The sequence below is a fragment of the Pontibacillus yanchengensis genome (assembly GCF_009856295.1).
Lineage (GTDB): Bacteria > Bacillota > Bacilli > Bacillales > BH030062 > Pontibacillus > Pontibacillus yanchengensis_A.
In genome coordinates, this window is record NZ_WMEU01000001.1 from 1,104,734 (window position 1) to 1,122,725 (window position 17,992).

At 40.6% G+C, this 17,992-nt stretch carries 17 protein-coding genes, 1 tRNA gene and 1 pseudogene; 4 read left to right on the forward strand and 15 right to left on the reverse strand.

Annotation, left to right across the window (positions count from 1 at the left end; genetic code table 11):
• Positions 1 to 9: 9 nt before the first annotated feature.
• The 4 genes from GLW08_RS05305 to GLW08_RS05320 all read right to left on the reverse strand — a co-directional run bounded on the left by GLW08_RS05305 (position 10) and on the right by GLW08_RS05320 (position 3,675).
• Positions 10 to 1,476: a protein adenylyltransferase SelO gene (locus tag GLW08_RS05305; RefSeq protein WP_160847495.1), complete on the reverse strand. Its 1,467-nt coding sequence runs from the start codon at positions 1,474 to 1,476 to the stop codon at positions 10 to 12.
• 349 nt (positions 1,477 to 1,825) lie between these two features.
• Positions 1,826 to 2,191, reverse strand: coding sequence for a DUF3221 domain-containing protein (locus GLW08_RS05310; protein ID WP_160847496.1), 366 nt, complete (start codon positions 2,189 to 2,191; stop codon positions 1,826 to 1,828).
• A 223-nt stretch (positions 2,192 to 2,414) separates the two neighbouring features.
• Positions 2,415 to 2,487: transfer RNA gene (locus GLW08_RS05315), tRNA-Val, on the reverse strand.
• An 87-nt stretch (positions 2,488 to 2,574) separates the two neighbouring features.
• Entirely contained in the window at positions 2,575 to 3,675 is a 1,101-nt protein-coding gene (locus GLW08_RS05320; RefSeq protein WP_160847497.1) for an acyltransferase family protein, read from the reverse strand.
• Between the two features lie 284 nt (positions 3,676 to 3,959).
• On the opposite strand from GLW08_RS05320, the pseudogene GLW08_RS05325 reads away from it, so the two are divergent.
• Together GLW08_RS05325 and GLW08_RS05330 are read left to right on the forward strand one after the other, a co-directional pair.
• Positions 3,960 to 5,311 (forward strand): annotated as a pseudogene (locus GLW08_RS05325) (SulP family inorganic anion transporter).
• Between the two features lie 285 nt (positions 5,312 to 5,596).
• On the forward strand, positions 5,597 to 6,016 hold the full coding sequence (locus GLW08_RS05330; protein ID WP_160847498.1) for a universal stress protein: 420 nt from the start codon (positions 5,597 to 5,599) through the stop codon (positions 6,014 to 6,016).
• A gap of 272 nt (positions 6,017 to 6,288) precedes the next feature.
• Here GLW08_RS05330 and GLW08_RS05335 read toward each other — a convergent pair whose 3' ends face one another.
• Positions 6,289 to 8,247 (reverse strand): phospholipase D-like domain-containing protein, encoded by a 1,959-nt coding sequence (locus GLW08_RS05335; protein WP_237458311.1) that lies wholly within the window; start codon positions 8,245 to 8,247, stop codon positions 6,289 to 6,291.
• Between the two features lie 276 nt (positions 8,248 to 8,523).
• Between GLW08_RS05335 and GLW08_RS05340 the strand changes: the two genes are divergently transcribed.
• Positions 8,524 to 8,661 (forward strand): zinc ribbon-containing protein, encoded by a 138-nt coding sequence (locus GLW08_RS05340; RefSeq protein WP_160847499.1) that lies wholly within the window; start codon positions 8,524 to 8,526, stop codon positions 8,659 to 8,661.
• Here the strand turns inward: GLW08_RS05340 and GLW08_RS05345 are convergent.
• The 6 genes from GLW08_RS05345 to GLW08_RS05370 all read right to left on the reverse strand — a co-directional run bounded on the left by GLW08_RS05345 (position 8,639) and on the right by GLW08_RS05370 (position 11,303).
• Complete coding sequence (locus GLW08_RS05345) at positions 8,639 to 8,968, reverse strand: hypothetical protein (RefSeq protein WP_160847500.1); 330 nt, start codon at positions 8,966 to 8,968, stop codon at positions 8,639 to 8,641. The genes GLW08_RS05340 and GLW08_RS05345 overlap by 23 nt on opposite strands.
• 140 nt (positions 8,969 to 9,108) lie before the next feature.
• On the reverse strand, positions 9,109 to 9,294 hold the full coding sequence (locus GLW08_RS05350; RefSeq protein WP_160847501.1) for a DUF2927 domain-containing protein: 186 nt from the start codon (positions 9,292 to 9,294) through the stop codon (positions 9,109 to 9,111).
• A 438-nt stretch (positions 9,295 to 9,732) separates the two neighbouring features.
• Positions 9,733 to 9,897 carry a hypothetical protein gene (locus GLW08_RS05355; protein ID WP_160847502.1) on the reverse strand — a complete coding sequence of 55 codons (165 nt, stop codon included), beginning with the start codon at positions 9,895 to 9,897 and terminating at the stop codon, positions 9,733 to 9,735.
• Between the two features lie 393 nt (positions 9,898 to 10,290).
• A complete protein-coding gene (locus GLW08_RS05360; RefSeq protein ID WP_160847503.1) occupies positions 10,291 to 10,659 on the reverse strand; it encodes a rhodanese-like domain-containing protein in 369 nt (122 codons plus the stop codon).
• Positions 10,660 to 10,696: 37 nt separating this feature from the next.
• Positions 10,697 to 10,957, reverse strand: a complete 261-nt coding sequence (locus GLW08_RS05365) for a metal-sensitive transcriptional regulator (RefSeq protein ID WP_160847504.1) — start codon at positions 10,955 to 10,957, stop codon at positions 10,697 to 10,699.
• Positions 10,929 to 11,303, reverse strand: a complete 375-nt coding sequence (locus GLW08_RS05370) for a rhodanese-like domain-containing protein (RefSeq protein WP_160847505.1) — start codon at positions 11,301 to 11,303, stop codon at positions 10,929 to 10,931. Before GLW08_RS05370 ends, GLW08_RS05365 begins: the two co-directional genes overlap by 29 nt.
• 162 nt (positions 11,304 to 11,465) lie before the next feature.
• Here GLW08_RS05370 and GLW08_RS05375 point away from each other — a divergent pair, with 162 nt between their 5' ends.
• Positions 11,466 to 12,905 (forward strand): amidase family protein, encoded by a 1,440-nt coding sequence (locus GLW08_RS05375; protein WP_160847506.1) that lies wholly within the window; start codon positions 11,466 to 11,468, stop codon positions 12,903 to 12,905.
• 314 nt (positions 12,906 to 13,219) lie between these two features.
• Here the strand turns inward: GLW08_RS05375 and GLW08_RS05380 are convergent, their stop codons facing one another.
• The 4 genes from GLW08_RS05380 to GLW08_RS05395 form a co-directional block, all read right to left on the reverse strand.
• Positions 13,220 to 15,334 (reverse strand): TRAP transporter permease, encoded by a 2,115-nt coding sequence (locus GLW08_RS05380; RefSeq protein WP_160847507.1) that lies wholly within the window; start codon positions 15,332 to 15,334, stop codon positions 13,220 to 13,222.
• On the reverse strand, positions 15,327 to 15,860 hold the full coding sequence (locus GLW08_RS05385; protein WP_160847508.1) for a DUF1850 domain-containing protein: 534 nt from the start codon (positions 15,858 to 15,860) through the stop codon (positions 15,327 to 15,329). The genes GLW08_RS05380 and GLW08_RS05385 overlap by 8 nt, the downstream gene beginning before the upstream one ends.
• Before the next feature lie 73 nt (positions 15,861 to 15,933).
• On the reverse strand, positions 15,934 to 16,941 hold the full coding sequence (locus GLW08_RS05390) for a TAXI family TRAP transporter solute-binding subunit (RefSeq protein ID WP_160847509.1): 1,008 nt from the start codon (positions 16,939 to 16,941) through the stop codon (positions 15,934 to 15,936).
• A 368-nt stretch (positions 16,942 to 17,309) separates the two neighbouring features.
• On the reverse strand, positions 17,310 to 17,873 hold the full coding sequence (locus GLW08_RS05395) for a phosphatidylglycerophosphatase A family protein (protein ID WP_160847510.1): 564 nt from the start codon (positions 17,871 to 17,873) through the stop codon (positions 17,310 to 17,312).
• Between the last annotated feature and the right edge of the window lie 119 nt (positions 17,874 to 17,992).

Here is a 17,992-nt window from a genome sequence, read left to right on the forward strand (position 1 = left end):
TAACTCTTATTAAGTTCCACAAAACGTTTGGTAAGGACCTCTTGATGGGTCAGGCCATGTAGCATATTCTTCTTGTTCCTCTGAGTACTCATAAGGATTAGAAAGAACGTTCATTAACCGCTCCATCACACCATAGTCATCTTTGTTGACTGCAGCTTGAAGCGCTTCTTCTACGCGGTGGTTCCTTGGGATAACTGCAGGGTTAGCGTTTTTCATCACTTCATAAATAGACGCATTCGTTTCTTCCTGTCTAGCCACTCTCTCTTGCCATTGTTTATACCAGTTCGTAAACTCTTCTGTACCATACATAGGCGTATCCTCTACTTTCTTGAGTGTTAAAGCGCGAAATGTATTGGTGAAATCAGCACGATTCGTTTTCATAATGTCGAGAAGGTTATCAATTAACTCTCTGTCTTGCTTTTCTTCATTTAAGAGGCCTAGTTTCTTTCTCATTCCTATAAGCCAATGACTATAATAGATTTTCTCAAAATGAGCTAGAGCTTCTTTGGCTAGTTCGACACCTTCCTCTTGATCTGCATGGAATAATGGCAATAACGCCTCAGCAAAGCGTGCGAGGTTCCATTGACCAATGGCTGGTTGGTTTTGATAAGCATAGCGACCTTGCGTATCAATAGAACTGAAGACGGTTTTCGGGTCAAATTCATCCATAAAGGCACACGGACCATAATCAATTGTTTCCCCACTGATTGTCATGTTATCCGTATTCATAACCCCATGGATAAAGCCAACCAGTTGCCATTTAGCGATGAGTGCAGCCTGTTGTTCGATGACTTTTTTATAAAGTGAAAGGTATGGATTCTCATCCTCTTTCACCTCTGGGTAATGACGATGGATGGCGTAATCAGCGAGTGTCTTGAGATCTTCTTTACTGCCCCATTCTGACACGTATTCAAACGTCCCGACACGCAGATGACTTGCTGCAACGCGGGTAAGTACAGCACCAGGTAGCTCTCTTTCACGCCTCACAGATTCCCCTGTTTTCACTACAGAAAGACTACGATTAGTTGGAATGCCGAGACCATGCATAGCTTCACTGATGATGTATTCTCGTAACATCGGTCCAAGTGTCGCACGGCCATCGCCTGCACGAGAATATGGTGTCGTTCCTGATCCTTTCAGCTGAATATCGAGCGTTTCCTCTGAAGAGGTCATATGCTCCCCAAGTAACACAGCTCTACCGTCCCCTAACATCGTAAAGCCTCCGAACTGATGCCCGGCATAAGCCATTGCAATCGGCAACGCACCTTCAGGGAGTTGGTTCCCACTCAATATATCAATACCTTCTTGGCTTTGTAGCCTCTTACCATCTAGACCTAAAGATTGTGCCAACTCTTCATTAAACACAACCATCTCCGGAGAACGTACAGGAGTAGGGTCCACCCTTTCAAAAAACATGTCCGGCAGACGAGTATAACTATGATCGAAGTTCCATCCCATTTCATTATTCGTTGTCATACAATCACCTTTATTTCATTAATATTTTTTTATCATTTAGTCTTCTACAAAAAACAAAACTCACACAAGCTTCTATGGAAAAATTGTGTTCACTTGTACTTTCTTTCTTCTATGATTACATGTGAAAGCGGAGTTTTAAAAGATTTCGCTTATTTTATTAAGGAATTTCACCTATTATTAGCTGCTATGTACCCTCATTATAATCGTTTCATAGAGTTTTTTACTTTTTAGAATTATAACGGACTAAACCAGATGATATCTATAGAGAAAGTAGAAATAAGATTACTTAACTCCATGTATCTCTTAAGAAATATAGTGGGTAAAGGGGGGGGGTGCTCCATTTTTTTACTTAATTTTGTATTATTTTTATTTTATCGGCTCCTAGACCTGGTGGATTGGTTTCTGTATGTATTTGGTTTTGGTCATATCTCACCCTAACTGATTGTCCTACTTTATATTGGTTTTGATTTTCAATGGTGAACCAAGAGCCATCATTTTCTCTAGCTATCCGTAATGACTCATCGTAATTTGCAGTTTCTAATATTTCTTTTTCGATATCAGGTATTACTAATACTCTTTGATAAACCTCTTTGGTTTCTACATATGCTACTGTACCTTTAACCTCGGCAATCTTCGTTTTTCTACTTAATTCCTCACTGTTGTCTGTGCACCCTATCAACATGGCCCCCATCATCAACACATGTAATCTTTTCATGTAATCACTCCATTTAATTGTAAACTTAAATTTTTCATGAAAGAAATGGTTGCGACGTGCCAGTTCTTAGAAGAAAGATCAAGTTAGTAACCGCAAAGTTTGACTATAAACACTTCTGAAAAAGATAACAGAAAGATTAAATTAATTGCCGTTTTAATCAATATGTGCTTCAAACATAACAAACCGCCATATCAACGATAATGGCGGTTTGTTGCTTCGTTAATGATTCCGATTGGGCTCGAACCAACGACCTCATGCCTGTCAAGCATGCGCTCTCCCAACTGAGCTACGGAATCGTGTGGGAATATGTTTTGCAGTATTCTTTTTGACATCTTTTAATATACCGCTTTCCTCCCACTATGTCAACGTTTTCTGGTGAATTTTCACGTGTGTACTGGATGAGGTTGGTTCTCTGGTACAGGAGCTGGTTTTGCTTTTGGCCTATTTATCTTCCCTACAATAAACTGACCGAATGGTAAATACGAAATCAGGTAACTTATCAAAATGGAACCTACTGTCCCTGCTAGGAATAAGATAACTACATACAAGCCCATATTAATGTATATTGGTATATCTTTTAAGTAGCGTGTCGCATTATACATGACCAATAGATGAAGCAAGTAAATACTATACGAATAGCTGCTCACAATCATAACGATTCTAGGCATTACTTTGATCCTTTTGGCCATTAGATATAGCGCAAAAAATACAAACACTGTATAAAGCAAAATATCTGGCCTTTTGGATGAGACTAACCGAATGGAATCAGTATATTCCATCGTTAGTGGCAGAGCTATTGTTACAACTACTCCTGTGTAGACCCATTTCTTATACTTCGTAATCATTTCAACGAACGTGTCGATATGTTTTCCAGCATAATATCCAACTGTGAAATAGAAAATCCAGCCTACAAATGGGAGCTTGTAGTAGCTCCAAAATGTTGCTATAGGAGGGAAGTCATTGCCACTCATGAAATTAAAAAATGATAAATAAAGTGCATTTATGATAAAGGATGCAAGGATGACCCATTTAGCTGGAAAGCGGTCAAAATACTTTTTCATTACATAGTGTAGCGCATAAAATTGAAAAATAATTAGAACAAAATAGCCATGCCATAACCCTAACACAGCTTTATCAAAGAAGGTGTTCAGTACCTTTTGAAGCTCCCATCCATATAAGTACCATGGATACAATGCATAAAGTAAAGCGATAGATAGGTAAGGAACAAAGATATAAAGTAGACGCTTCTTCCAAAATGATTTTGGTAGTCGATCTGGGTAGGAATAAGATAGCAAGAATTCTGATAGCATAACAAACAATGGTGTAGCATACATCATCGCCAGTTTGATCATATAAAAGCTATCAACAGTGAGTTTAGGAAGTTGGTAGTTTGATTGAGTTAGTGTCATAGAATGAATGAGTACAACAGATATACACGCAACAAAACGAATGAAGTAGATTTCAGTTATTGGTTTTCGGTTCAATTATTTTCCTCCTCTAACAAACATCTATTATTATACAGTAGTTTAGGAGAAAAGATATATTGGACACAAAAGTTCACATAACTTTTAGAATCACAATGATAAGGTCCTTCCATTTCGTTCTAATAAGAGTTCTACTTACCATCATAGCAGCACAGATATGCATGATAAGGGTGTTCCGGCGCCGCTCATTTTTATTTTACATGTCCATCAATTACCTTATGTATTCATGTTTCTTTAGCATTTCGGGCATAATAAATCCCAGAAACGAATAGGAGTTTTTGGTTATGGAGGCACAAACGCAGAAAGCATCATGGTTTGGTAACGTAAGAGGGGATCTATTGTCAGGCACAGTAGTAGCGTTAGCATTGGTTCCTGAAGCGATTGCTTTTTCCATTATTGCTGGGGTAGATCCGATGGTAGGCTTGTACGCCTCTTTTATTATTTCGGTCGTCATTGCATTTGTTGGCGGACGTCCGGGGATGATTTCAGGTGCCACAGGTATCTATGGCGTTATTGATGGTGGATTTGGTCGCAGGCTATGGACTTTCCTACTTACTGGCAGCAACCATCTTAACAGGGATTCTTCAGATTGCGTTTGGTTTGCAGGTGCAGGTTGGGTGATGTATGCGATGGTGATAGGAGCGTTAGCTATTATTTATCTTTTACCTTATGTAAGTAAAGTAGTCCCTTCTGCATTAGTAGCCATCGTGGTTATCACAACGATTGCCTTACTATAAGAAACGACCATAAGTACTGTCGGGGATATGGGCGAGATTACAAGAGTATTCCCCTCCTTCGTCCTGCCAATGATACCGTTGACGATTGAAACATTTCGCATCATTTTTCCCTATGCCCTTGGCTTAGCAATTGTAGGACTTGTCGAATCATTGTTAACGAGGCAAGCATTGTCGATGATGCTACCGGCACTACTAGTAACAAAAACCAGGAATCAAAAGGCCAAGGTTTGGCTAATATTGTAACAGGGTTCTTTGGCGGCATGGCAGGATGCGCTATGATAGGCCAGTCTGTCATTAATGTACAATCTGGTGGTAGAGGGCGTTTAGCATTGTTAACTGCAGGCCTTGTCCTTATCTTCCTGATTGTGTTCCTAGGGGATATAGTATCTCAAATTCCGATGGCCGCCTTGGTTGGCGTCATGATTATGGTATCGATTGGGACATTCGACTGGAACTCATTGAAAACAATCACAATTGTGCCTTTTACAGACAACATTGTCATGGTGCTTACCGTCGTTACCGTTATTTTCACTCACAATCTAGCTATAGGCGTGTTAGCTGGTATCTTGTTAAGTTCAATGTTTTTTGTAAATAAAATTTCCAAAGTACATGTGAAGCGATCCATCGAAGGTAATCGCATGATTATGTATTTTCAAGGAGAACTGTTCTTTGCTTCTGTTACTGATTTAATCGATAACTTTGACTTCTCAATCGATGAAGCGCAGGAAGTCGTTCTGAATTTCAATGAAGCGCGATTATGGGATGATTCTGCGGTCGTGGTATTAGACAAAATTGTACGTACGTTTGAGGCCAAAGGGGTTAACGCGTACGCAGTGGGATTAAGCAAGTCGAGTTCTGATTTAAATAAAAAACTAGCCAGAAAATTAAGCAGTCATTAAAGAACAAAAGCTCAGGGCGCCCGTTTAGCGACGTATATGCTGTGGCCTACACGACGTAGATTGGTTCGATTTTGCTGCACGATGCTGCGAACTTAATCAAACCTCCTTCAACCCAGAACTTCCCCTTAGTCCATAGGAGATAAAGGAAAACACGAAAACATGAGTGATTCGATGTGAACTTAATCATACGAAGGCGAGGTAAACATACTAGTCGCTGGGCGCTGAAGCTGGACATGTAAGAGCCATATTTTATAATTTCTTTGCGGGTGAGAAAGGAGGAATACCGTGTATAAAACTATTTTATTAGCTTCAGACGGATCCGATCATTCAGTACGAGCAGCTGAACATGCTATCCATATTGCTACGTGTAATGAAAATGCTTCCCTCACTATTCTATACGTTGAGAATCACCGGGATGCCAAAACGAATACACTTCATAACTGGAATAGCCCTGAAAATTTTTATGTATTGGATGATAAATTTGCTGAAATAGAAGAGAAAGCAAAAAAGGCTAATATACATTATCATGTGACTACTATTTATGGAGAAGCAGGACCAGCTATTGTAAAGTATGCTAATAACGGTGACTTTGATATGGTCATCGTTGGGAGTCGTGGTCTTAACGGATTTCAAGAAATGGTGTTAGGAAGTGTGAGCCACAAAGTTGCAAAACGGGTACATTGCCCAGTTTTGATTATTAAATGATACTAAGAGTTTTTTACATAGATATATTGCAGAAGAGTAAGTTGATAGTAAGATTAAGGCAAAAATAAAGCAAGCGGACCAAACCACATGATTTGATCCGCTTAACTATCACGATTTTAACTAATAGTGATCATGATTGAACACAATATGCGCCTTGTATCACCCGTTTTTGGAGAAGTGTAACTTGTAATCTTTGGTGGTGGTAGGGTTATATTCACTTCTACCACGCTTTTGCTCGTTTTGAATCACGTTATGCTCATTACCATACCATATTATTGAGCTGGTACGGCTCCACCTGCTGAGTCGTACCGTGCGTAGAAGTCTTGCAAGAATTGGTTAGCGATATCTGCATCGTGGATAAATAGAATGTTTTCATCATTGATTTCATTACCGTTTGTGCTCCAGTTCGTTGAGCCGACGATAGTTGTTGGGTCACTGTTTGGATTCTCGGCATCGATTAGCATCGTTTTGCTGTGTAGTTTTCGATCTTCATTGTCTTCATAAACCGGAGCTACATTGTTCCAGCGTATATTTGGATTGTTCGTTGATTCTTGAGATGCGGTTCTCCCTGTCATCTCAATAGAAGCTGACCACCACTGATTCCAAAAGCTTTCATCGTAAACGCCTTTCACATCAAAACCAGTTAATGAACCTTCTAAATCATTATAGGAGCCTTCCCATTTGTTCTTCAGTTCATTTACAAGTGCCTGGTCGGACCAAGCAAAAATGCTAAAGTACGAGCTATAATCTGCTTCATTTTTAACATAAGAAGTCATTGCACCAACAGCATCGTCACCGGCAGAGAAATACACATCTACCGTTTTTCCACCAACTGTTACGTGATGACGTGTATTGTCTATTTTACGTCCGTGGAAATTGGATGCGTCTGGGTCTGGAGACATGCCTGCTGCTCCCCACATTTCATCAAACTCTGTTTTATACACATCTGCTAGATCTGTAGAGTGCAGTTCGACTACGTTTTGCGTATTCCCACCAAGAACGTCATTCTGCATATTTTCTTCTGAGCCATATAGGCCTGTTACCGTGAAGTTCCAGCTGCCTGTGAACACCCATTTTCCATCGACAACCGCGAATTTATTATGCATTTGATTACCTGGGGAATAATAGCTTCCATCATCTTTTTGTTCAGCATCAGCTAATAGATATCCTGATTGAGTATCGTTTCCGACACCTGCTGTAACCTGATTCATTCCCGTTACCGAAGATGGTAGATTATATTGTTCTCGGAGTGCGCTGTCTTCTACGGCAAACATGATCGAGTCTGAGAATACTTCAATATCGTCTGAAGTACCGATGGTTCCATCCTGCCCTCTAACCATTTGCTCGATATAGAGGCGCATCTTTTGGTAACGTTCTGTATAATGAGGGTCACTTCCATCCTTTGCATCTGCTAGAATCCGTACATCTACTCCTTGAGCTGCCTTGGCCACTAGAGCATCAACAATGTTTGGCAAATTGATCTCATAGGTTGCGAGATCAACCGTAGATGTCGCATTGTTAATTCGGTTGATTAATCGGTCTTCCAAGTTCACATTGTAGTTGGCTTTATTGCCGGATGTCGCGGCCTGTTCGTGTACGCATTTATTAAAGTACACATTAATGGACCCTGCTGTATTAGAAACATTGTTTAGTTGTTCTTCATTTGTTGAACAACCTGTTGCAGATTCGGATGATGATTTTGGTGTACCATTCCCTTCATTATAGGAAGATGTAGAAGTAAACCAGTTGGAGGAGCTTGTCCCACTAACGGTTACGTCCTGACGAGCCATTGTAGACTTCGTATCGTTATCTCCCGCATACCAACTGTCAACTTCATCGATGACATTGCTACTTCCATCTTTCAGTTCCAGGTGTTCCCCTGAATTACTGAGAGAGCCTGTGTAGATATGATCAGCAGCTACTTCTGAAACAGTACTGTCATCTGTACGTTCAAGTAAGTAATACCCATCTGCAGGGATGCTACCGGATAGCGAGATAGAAGGAGAGCCATCTGTAGCGATTAACGTCCAACCTTCTACTGAGACGCTAGAGCTTGTTGTGTTATGTAATTCAATCCATTCGTCATTATAACTAGTCGTTGTGCCCATCCAGGCCACTTCACTAATGACCACATCTCTTACAGCCTCGGCATGAGAGGTTGATGCTTGAGGTACGTTTGTTGCGAATAAACTTACAATCATCACGGTTACAATCCACTTATGCATTTTCATTTATCTGTTTTCCACCCCTTTTGTATGTATGAAATCTAACGATTGCTACGATATCATATACAAAAGGACATTTTTCCTATTTTCCATATAATTATCAAAAGTTGAGTCTACTGACTCATCGAATGGAATTTTCGTCCAAATTTAAAGGGCCATAAGCGGACAATAGAACATTTAATTATATTTAAATAATGAATTTACAATCGTTTTACAAAAAAAGTAGATTATTCCTTCTCAAAACGGGAATGAAGAAAATATACGAAGAAGGGAGGTGCTTGTATGCCGAATACAGGTGAAAAACCAGGACAAGGAACGTACAAATGCCGCCGTTGTGGAGAAAAAGTAACCCTTGATGACACAGATGACATTCTACCTCCGTGCCCGAATTGCGAAGCTACGGACTACGATCAAGCTTAACGAGAAATTCGCTGATCGACGCTTCATCATATCCGTAAAGCTTTCCTAGAACCCAGTGGTCAAAAGAAGTTTTGGGAGCCTGTGGCAGCTGTGCTATTATATCGAGAATATGTGGATGCTTATACATCCATAATGTGTACCAATCATCAGTCAAAGGCTGGAGTGTGTAGGAAACACTTAACTGTGCTAGTAGTTCTCGTACGTCTTCTACATATCTCGATTGAATAGCCATCGATGCTGCAGGCTTTCCCCTTTTGATCATATAACTATATAACGAAAGCTTTTCACGAACATGTGCAGGAACCACTTACCTCATCGCCTCTTTCCATACTTTTTTCTGGGACATTTATAAACGCTCCTACATTAGGTATATGCTGTCGTCTTCTTTCGATATGTCATATAAAAATGTGGACTACATCATATATGAATAGCCCACTAAAACCTTCCTCATGATTCCACTCTTTTTTCTAGCACTTCTCTTGCTTCTTTCTCGTTCATATTCAATTCAATGGCAGGATGATAGAGCATTTCTAGCATTTTCTGATCCAATATGGTTGGTGTGTGATGTTGAGAGCGAATGTAATTATACAAAATACATATCATTTGGGAAATGTCCAAATAAACCAAACGCATAATACATCTCATGATAGGCAATTCGTTTTCGATTATGTAGTTTGTAAATTGTACCAATAATAACATTAGTCTTCGCAAAGCCTGAATGCGAGTTTACTAGCTCCGAAGAAGCAAAACCTAGTAGCTCTTCTCCTGGTTTAAGGTGGAGAATGGGCTTTCCATATTGCGGCCTCCACGACGTAGGTTGGTTCGATGTTGCTACGTGAAGTAGCGATTTTAATCGAACTTCTTTCCGTAGAATGAAGGGGATCACGAAAACATGCTTGATTCGATGATAACTTATCGTACGGAGGCGAGGGAAGAATACTAGTCGCCGGGCGCTGCAGCTGGATATGACCACATCACTTTTTTAGTTATACACATGAATTGAATTTTATAATTTCGCTATAAAATAAAAAAGCCGAACCATTTTGATTCAGCTTACGTTACATTCCTATATCATTGTTTCTCCTGCCTAATCATTCTTATAGCTTGCACGATAAAACTTACTCCTGCTCCTAGATAACAAATGATTGTAATCCAGCTCAGTTGTTCATTCGATCTAAACAACGACCCTAAGATGACCAAAATAAGTGCAATTACCAATAGAGTATAAGTTTTCATTATGTCATCACCACTCCTTCTTTTCATTTTACAATATCCTTCATTACTTTACGATAATAGAACAAAAGAGAAAGCGCCAGGTTAGCGACGTATAAACTGCTGCCCACAGGACGTGGGTTAGATCGATGTTGCTATGTGAAGTAGCGATTTTAATCGAACTTCTTTCCGTATGAGATAAAAGAAACGAAGAGCGTTAGCTGTTCGATGTTAACTTATCGTACGGAGGAGAGAGAAGCATACTAGTCGCTGGGCGCTGAAGCTGAACGTGGCCACATAACTTTTTTAGTTATACACAATTCAACATTTTATAGTACGCTATACAACAAAAAAACCTGATTACCACTAGTGATAATCAGGTTTCCATTTATGCTTTATATTAGTTGTGGACCAATACTACACCCAAGCCCCAAGGCCACCTTTAACATTGGTAATATGCTTAAAACCTTGTTTCTTCAATGCCTTAGCTGCCTTCATGCTTCTCATTCCACTTTGACAAAGAACGATAACCTCTTTATCTTTATCTAGCTCGCTAGAACGAGTTGCAATATCCCCTAAGGGAATGTTCTTGAAAGGCTTCTGGTGATTGGTCTTGTATTCTCTTGGTGTTCGTACATCTATGAATTGCACGTTTTTTTCTTTCGTACGATTCTTTACTTCTGCTGGTGTTGTGTTAGCGATTCCTTTAACAGGCATGAACCGACTAATGACAAACCATATGATTCCGATTAAGATTACATACTGTATAATGCTTTCCACACACATTCACTCCCTGATTCTTCTCTTGTTTTCACTAGACTATTTATTTGCTTTTCACTAGTAGTTGAACCGCTTCATTGATCAATTCACTAGAACCTTCGTTATTTTCATCCTGCTCGCGGATGCATTTTTCTAGGTTTGAACTAACTACTAATGCGGACGTGCGGTCGAGTGCACTTTTGACAGCAGACATTTGCGTGACAACTTCTTTGCAATCTTTCTCTTCTTCCATCATTTTAAGCAAGCCTCTCACTTGTCCTTCAATACGTTTGATTCTATTTTTCACTTGCGCATCGTAATGCATAACAGCATCCTCCTTCTTCTGGAATGGTGTATCCCACTACGTTATACCCTTTCTTTCTCAATAGGCGTGTAGCGAGATTTTTTTCTATTGAATCAGTTGATATTAGCACAACATCCTTATCAGGGATATCAGTGTAGTGTCGATTTAAATAAGGCAATGGAATACAAAAAGCTTCCTGATTTGCTTCAATAGCTGATGTTTGATAAGCTCGAGTATCGACCATTATAACCTCTTCGTACGTCGCTTCTACATCGCGTACATTTATTTTATCCACACCTGCTACAGGAACGTATCGTCTCATAACAAAGAACAGCACCAAGGCAGTTATACCAAATACTATATACATCGTAATCCCCTACCTTTTAGTTAATCTAATTTCATTTTATACCCCCATAGGTATTAAGTCAACCTAAAAATTCACCAATCCGTTCAACCTTTCGTACAAGCATTTTTCTTCTTTATTTGGTAGACTACAACTAACTTTTTCCATAATGAAGGAGGGAAACAAATGGATGCATTCAGACAAGATATAAGCGAGTTACAACGAATGATGACAAATGGAGAAACCACATCTAAGAATCTTACAATGATGTACCTCCAGCAAATTGCGAGTTATGATCAAAATGGACCAAATATCAATGCCATTTTAGAGATCAACCCTGATGCGTTACATACCGCAGAAGCCCTTGATGTTGAAAGGAAACGTGACGGGACAAGAGGGCCGCTTCATGGTATTCCCATTATCGTAAAAGATAACATTGATACAGGCGATAAAATGCATACTAGTGCAGGTTCTGTAGCTTTGGAGCACCATTATGCTAAGCAGGATGCTTTTCTTGTAAAACAACTTCGTGATGCTGGGGTTATTATTCTAGGGAAGTCGAATCTGACCGAATGGGCGAACTTCATAACCGAAGGAATGCCGAATGGCTATAGTTCACGCGGGGGACAAGTTCTGAATCCATATGGACCTGGTCAATTTGATGTAGGGGGTTCGAGTTCTGGATCAGCAGCTGCTGTTGCTTCTCAATTTGCTGCTGGAGCTATCGGAACGGAAACAAGCGGCTCCATCCTTAGCCCTGCCAGCAGTAATTCAGTAGTTGGTTTAAAACCTACAGTGGGACTCATTAGTCGAACGGGCATTATTCCCATTGCCAACAGTCAAGATACAGCAGGTCCTATCACAAAAACGGTGGAAGACGCGGCTGTGTTACTAGGTGCGCTTGTTGGGATTGATGATGAGGACTCGGCAACGAAAATGAGTCGGGGGAGATACGTACCTGATTATACCAAATACCTTCAAACCACATCCTTACAAGGTGCACGAATTGGTGTGGACCGAGGTTATCTTGAGTCCTTGGATGAGGAAGAATTAACGTTGATTGAGCAAGCTATCGAAAACATGCAAAAACAAGGCGCAGAAATTGTAGATATTACAATTACCACAGAGAATCGAGATTCCAGCGTTATGTTCCATGAATTCAAAAACGGACTGAATGCGTATTTATCCACCTGTTCCGAGCAAGTGCCCGTGCATACCCTTCATGAATTAATTCAATATAATGAAGAGCACGCTGATGTTGCACTTCGGTACGGTCAAACGTTGTTCACAGCTGCAGAAGAAAAAAGCGGAACGTTAACCGAACCAGAATACCTTCTAGACCGTTTAGGTGATATACAGTATTCTCAGAAAGAAGGAATTGACCGGGTCATGAAAGAGCATAGCCTAGAAGCTATTTTATTTGCTAACAACCTAGGTGCAGGTATTGCAGCTATGGCCGGTTATCCATCTATATCTGTTCCAGCAGGGTTCACGGCAACTGACGGTAAACCAGTTGGACTCACTTTGACAAGTATGGCCTTTCAAGAAACACAGCTCCTATCGCTCGCATATGCATACGAGCAGACTTCTCGTGTGATGCGCAAATCTCCTAGCGTAACGGAATAGTGTAAATCCTATAGACATAAAGAAGGACCTATACCTCAAATGGTATAGGTCCTTCTTAATCATAATAGGAAGATGCGGCTCATAGATATCTAGCTCCATCGCCCAACGACTAGCAAACTTTCTGCTCCTCCTTACGATAAGTCAACATCGGGACCCTTGCGCTCTCCATGTTTCCTTTCGTCCTACACGACGTAGGTTGGTTCGATGTTGCTGCGTGACGCAGCGGTCTTAATCGAACTTCCATTATTTCAGAACTTCTTCTAAATCACTTTTAGACAGTTTGTACGTCGCTAACCGGGCGCTCCCGCTTTTCTTTATGAATTCGGTTTTGCTTTAACAACAGGCTCGCCAATCATATCTTTTTTATAAAAGAACTGGGCCGCGATAAGTGCAGAAAATCCGACTAGTCCTGCAATATCGGAAACGGCATGTGGATAAATCAATGCGAGCCCTGAAGCTACAGCAAGGACGCGTTCTATCCAATAGGTTTTGCGGTACCAGTAGCCGATCATGCCGGCTCCAATCGCAATCATACCTGATACGGCTGTGAATAGAGCCCAAATGAGCTCAACTGCGTTTGTATCAATCATCAACAATTCTGGGCTCAGGACGAACATATACGGAATGATGAATGCGGCGATGGCCAATTTGGCGGCGTTAACCCCAGTCCGTATCGGTTCGCCTCCTGATACACCAGCGGCAGCAAAGGCTGCAAGGGCAACAGGTGGAGTGATGTCAGCAACAATTCCGAAGTAGAATACGAAAAGATGCGCTGGCAAATCATCGACACCGAGTAAGATAATCGCTGGTGCTGCAATCGTTGATGTAATAACGTAGTTAGCTGTTGTAGGGGACCCCATCCCTAAAATGATTGCAGCAATCATCGTGAAGAATAGCGTCAGTAACAACTGTTGATTTGCCAATTCAACAAGACTGTTTGCCAATTTAAGACCTAGACCTGTCTTCGTTACAACACCAACAATAATACCCGCTGCGGCTGTTGCAACAACAACACCCAGAGCTGTGCGGGCACCATCAACGAGCGCTTCCACAGAATCAATAAAGTTGCGGTCAAATAAATAACTTACAAGTACGGTTATCATACCGCCCCATACGAGACTGTTTTGTATCAAATCACCAGGCATGCCACCTGCGATGATCGTTTTAATAATCGGATATCCTATCGCACCTGCTACAAAGGCAACGATATAGAGCTTACGGAATTTCTCTGGTCGTAGCAACCCAACAAGAATCGTCGTTATAATACCATAGAAGGCTGATAGAATAACACTTAGTCCAGAAGCTAAGAAAAACACAATCGCAAAGATAGGCGCTAGTAGATACAACCTCTTAAATACTTCTTTACGGTCAGGTAGTTCTTCTTCTTCCATTCCCCGAAGACCTAATCGTTTTGCTTCGAAGTGAGTCATGATCCATATTCCTGTAAAGTATAGGATCGCTGGAATAAGTGCTGCTTTCGCAATACTCCAGTAGTCAATCCCAATAAATTCAATCATAAGAAAGGCAGCTGCACCCATAATTGGAGGCATAAGCTGTCCTCCGGTAGATGCTGCAGCCTCGACGCCGCCAGCGAATTCTTTACGATAACCAAGGCGTTTCATCATCGGAATGGTAAAAGAACCAGATGTAACAACGTTTGCAACCGAACTACCGCTGATTGTACCCTGAAGGGCACTAGAGAAGATTGCCACTTTTGCTGGGCCGCCAGTACGTCTACCAGCAAGCGTTACAGCTAGGTCGTTGAAATATTGTCCGACTCCTGTTTTTACTAAGAATGCTCCAAATAATAAGAACAAGAAAATAAAGGTGGATGATACCGCTAGGGGTGTGCCTAATATTCCTTCTGTTGTGAAATACATGGACTGGACTAAGTTATCTATGTCCACTCCTCGATGAATGAGGAAGCCAGGCATTTGGCGCCCCCAGTAGGCGTAAGCAAGAAATAGTGCTGCTATAATCGTTATTGGTAAGCCTACCGCCCGCCTTGTTGCTTCTAGGATAAGAAGCACGGCCAAAATCCCAACGTACAAATCTACTTGTGAAATCTGACCTGCACTTTGAATAAGTTCATTATACTGAATTGGCCAGTATGCTCCTACACCAATTCCTAATATGGATAAAATATAATCATACCAACTTAGTTTTCCTCTAGCTTGTTTCTTTTTTGTCGCAGGGTAAAGAAGGAAAACAAGTCCTAGACCAAAACCTAGGTGAATGGGACGGTGTATTTGTGCTGGTAAACGCTCAAATACGGTGAACCACACTTGGTAAAGAGAGAAAGCCAGCAATCCAAAAAAGACGATTTTCGCTAATATACCTGAAAGCTCTCGTGAGCCTGATTCTTTATCGTACTTACTCAACACTTCCTTTTGTTGATCTTGAGATAATGATTGATCTTCGTTACTCAAGCATATTCACTCCTTTCCAGAGCTGCCACCTGCTTCGTGTTTGTGCATCGATGGTTACATTTGTTCCTGCTCCGACGTAGTTTTTTAATAAATAAGTTTGATTATTGTGTATGACTTTATGCTCTGCCCTAACCTGTCCCACTGACAAATTCAATTCTTCAAATGGTGTTGCGTTTTCACTTTTCTCAATAATATATTTTCCGTCCTCCATCCGAAAGGTGTCTTCCCCATGTGCATCGGAAGGCATGCCAATCGCAGTATCTTCATACACCAGTTTTACCGGTTTTATATTTCCCTCGATAGCCTGGTAATACTCCACTACTTCAGATAAATGAACAGAGTGAGTGTATTTGATATGAAAGTTCCGATTTTCTTCTATTGGGAGATAGGCCAATAATTCACCTGTTCTTTGCTTTTCGAAGGTAAGTATATAGTGGTATGGATAAAAAATATATGTGGCTAGGGCCGCTATTAGAATGAATATAATTGCGGTGAGAGTGCCCCACTTTTTGGTTGAACGTGCCATTGCCAATCCCTTCTTAAATAGCAGGAAAAGATAGACCTAGGTTGGCCTATCTTTGCTCTACTATCCTGCGAAATTACTTACTGATTCCTTTTTCATCAAAGTATTTCTTCGCACCAGGATGAAGGTCAATTCCTACACCTTCTAGTGCACTTTCAGCTGAGATGAATTCCCCTTTTGTGTGAGAAATTGCATCTGTGTTTTCGAAGATTGCTTTTGTCATGTTATAGACAACATCTTCGCCCAGGTCCTTACGCGTTACAAGCATAGCTTGAACAGCTACCGTGGTTACGTCGCTTTTTAGACCATACGTACCTTCTTTCACCGTATCCTTCGCATAGTAAGGGAATTTCTCTTTCAATTCATTAATTTTACCTTCTTTAATCGGAACAATAGTCACGTCTGTTGTAGCTGCAAGACCTTCTACTGCACCAGTTGGTGTACCAGACGTAATGAATGCCGCATCAATGGAACCATCTTGAATACCTGAAGTAGATTCACCGAAGTCAAGGTTTTGAGCATCAATGTCATCTGTGCTTAAACCATGAATATCAAGGATATTTTCCGCATTTGCGCGTGTACCTGAACCAGGTGCACCGATAGATACAGTTTTTCCTTTAAGATCCTCAACAGATTCAATACCTGATTCTTTGGTTGTAACGATTTGAATGGTTTCAGGGTAAAGAGAGCCCATCGCCTGAACGTTTTCAATTTTATTACCTTCAAACATAAGCTTTCCTTCAGCTGCATACGCAGCGATATCTGTCTGTACAAAAGCTACCTGTCCATCGCCGTCAGCAATTTTCTTCATGTTTTCGACAGAAGCACCTGAAGATGTTGCATTCGCTTCTACGTTCTCAAGATTATCGTTAATTACTTTTGCAAAGGTGCCACCAAGTGGGTAATATGTACCCTGGTTTCCTCCAGTTAGCATGCTGACAAATTGTTTGCCGCCACTGTCACCTTCACCACTTTCTCCACCGTTTCCTTCATTTCCGCCATCAGCTGTACCGCCGCCACATGCAGCAAGCACTAGTGAAAGCGCTATCACAAATAATAATCCTAAAAATCTTCTTTGTTTCATAAGTTAACCCCCTCGTTATAATACGTCGCTTGATATTTTACCAAGTTAATACACGAAAAACAATTGGGTAAAATACCTACTTTTAAAAATTTTTATAATTCTTTTTTCATCCAGGCGTATTTCTTTCACCTCCTTATTAATATGCCCAAGGCAAGAATAAGCTATATCGCTCTTATCCTACCATCTTTTATAACAATATGCTATTTATTTACATTTACCTCTTTATACTCAAATCAACATTCATAATCACTCCTTATGAAAACTTCTTAACGCAAACCAAAGAAACCTGTACCAAAGATTGGCACAGGATTTTTTGGATAAGCTCTAGTAAAGTTATACTAAAAAGTAAAAAAATGTAATATATGAAATTAGCTCAACCGATCTTCCTCATCACGAATCTTTATTTCGTCTTCCTCTAGTTCTTCTTCGTAGTCACGAAGACGGTGGGCAATTCTCCCAGAAGCATTTGCGGCAATACTTGCGATGATATCATCCAAAAATGTATGTACACCTTTAACTTCCTTCGTATCTAGTTCCTTGATCAAGCCAATTTTTTGTTTATCAAGGTGACCATATGTCGTGACGGCAATACTTCCATACCCGAATACCGCGCCTAATGCAATGGTCTCATCCACACCAAAAAGTCCTTCATCTGATTCAACGATTTGTTGAAGTGGCTGTGATAATTGATTGTTTTCAGCTAATTTATCCAGTTCAATACCGACTAATACGGCATGTTGAATTTCGCGTTTTTCCAATACACGATCGACGCTTTCATAACAATCATCCATCGTTAATGTGTCCGTATATTGAGCTTGCATTTCATATACAATTTCAGCAATCCCTTGTACGGTTGCTCCTCGTTCTTGTAGTAGTTCACGGGCTGCACGTTCCACTTCACGACTATGTACTTGGTTACTTGTTTGTGCCAATCTACCTTCCTCCTTACATCATGCTTGTTTACAATAGTTACACATTCCCTTTGTGTTTTTGAGTAAACTCCTTAAATTCTACTCTTCGCATCGTTTGTGATACACTAAACGTATTGGCG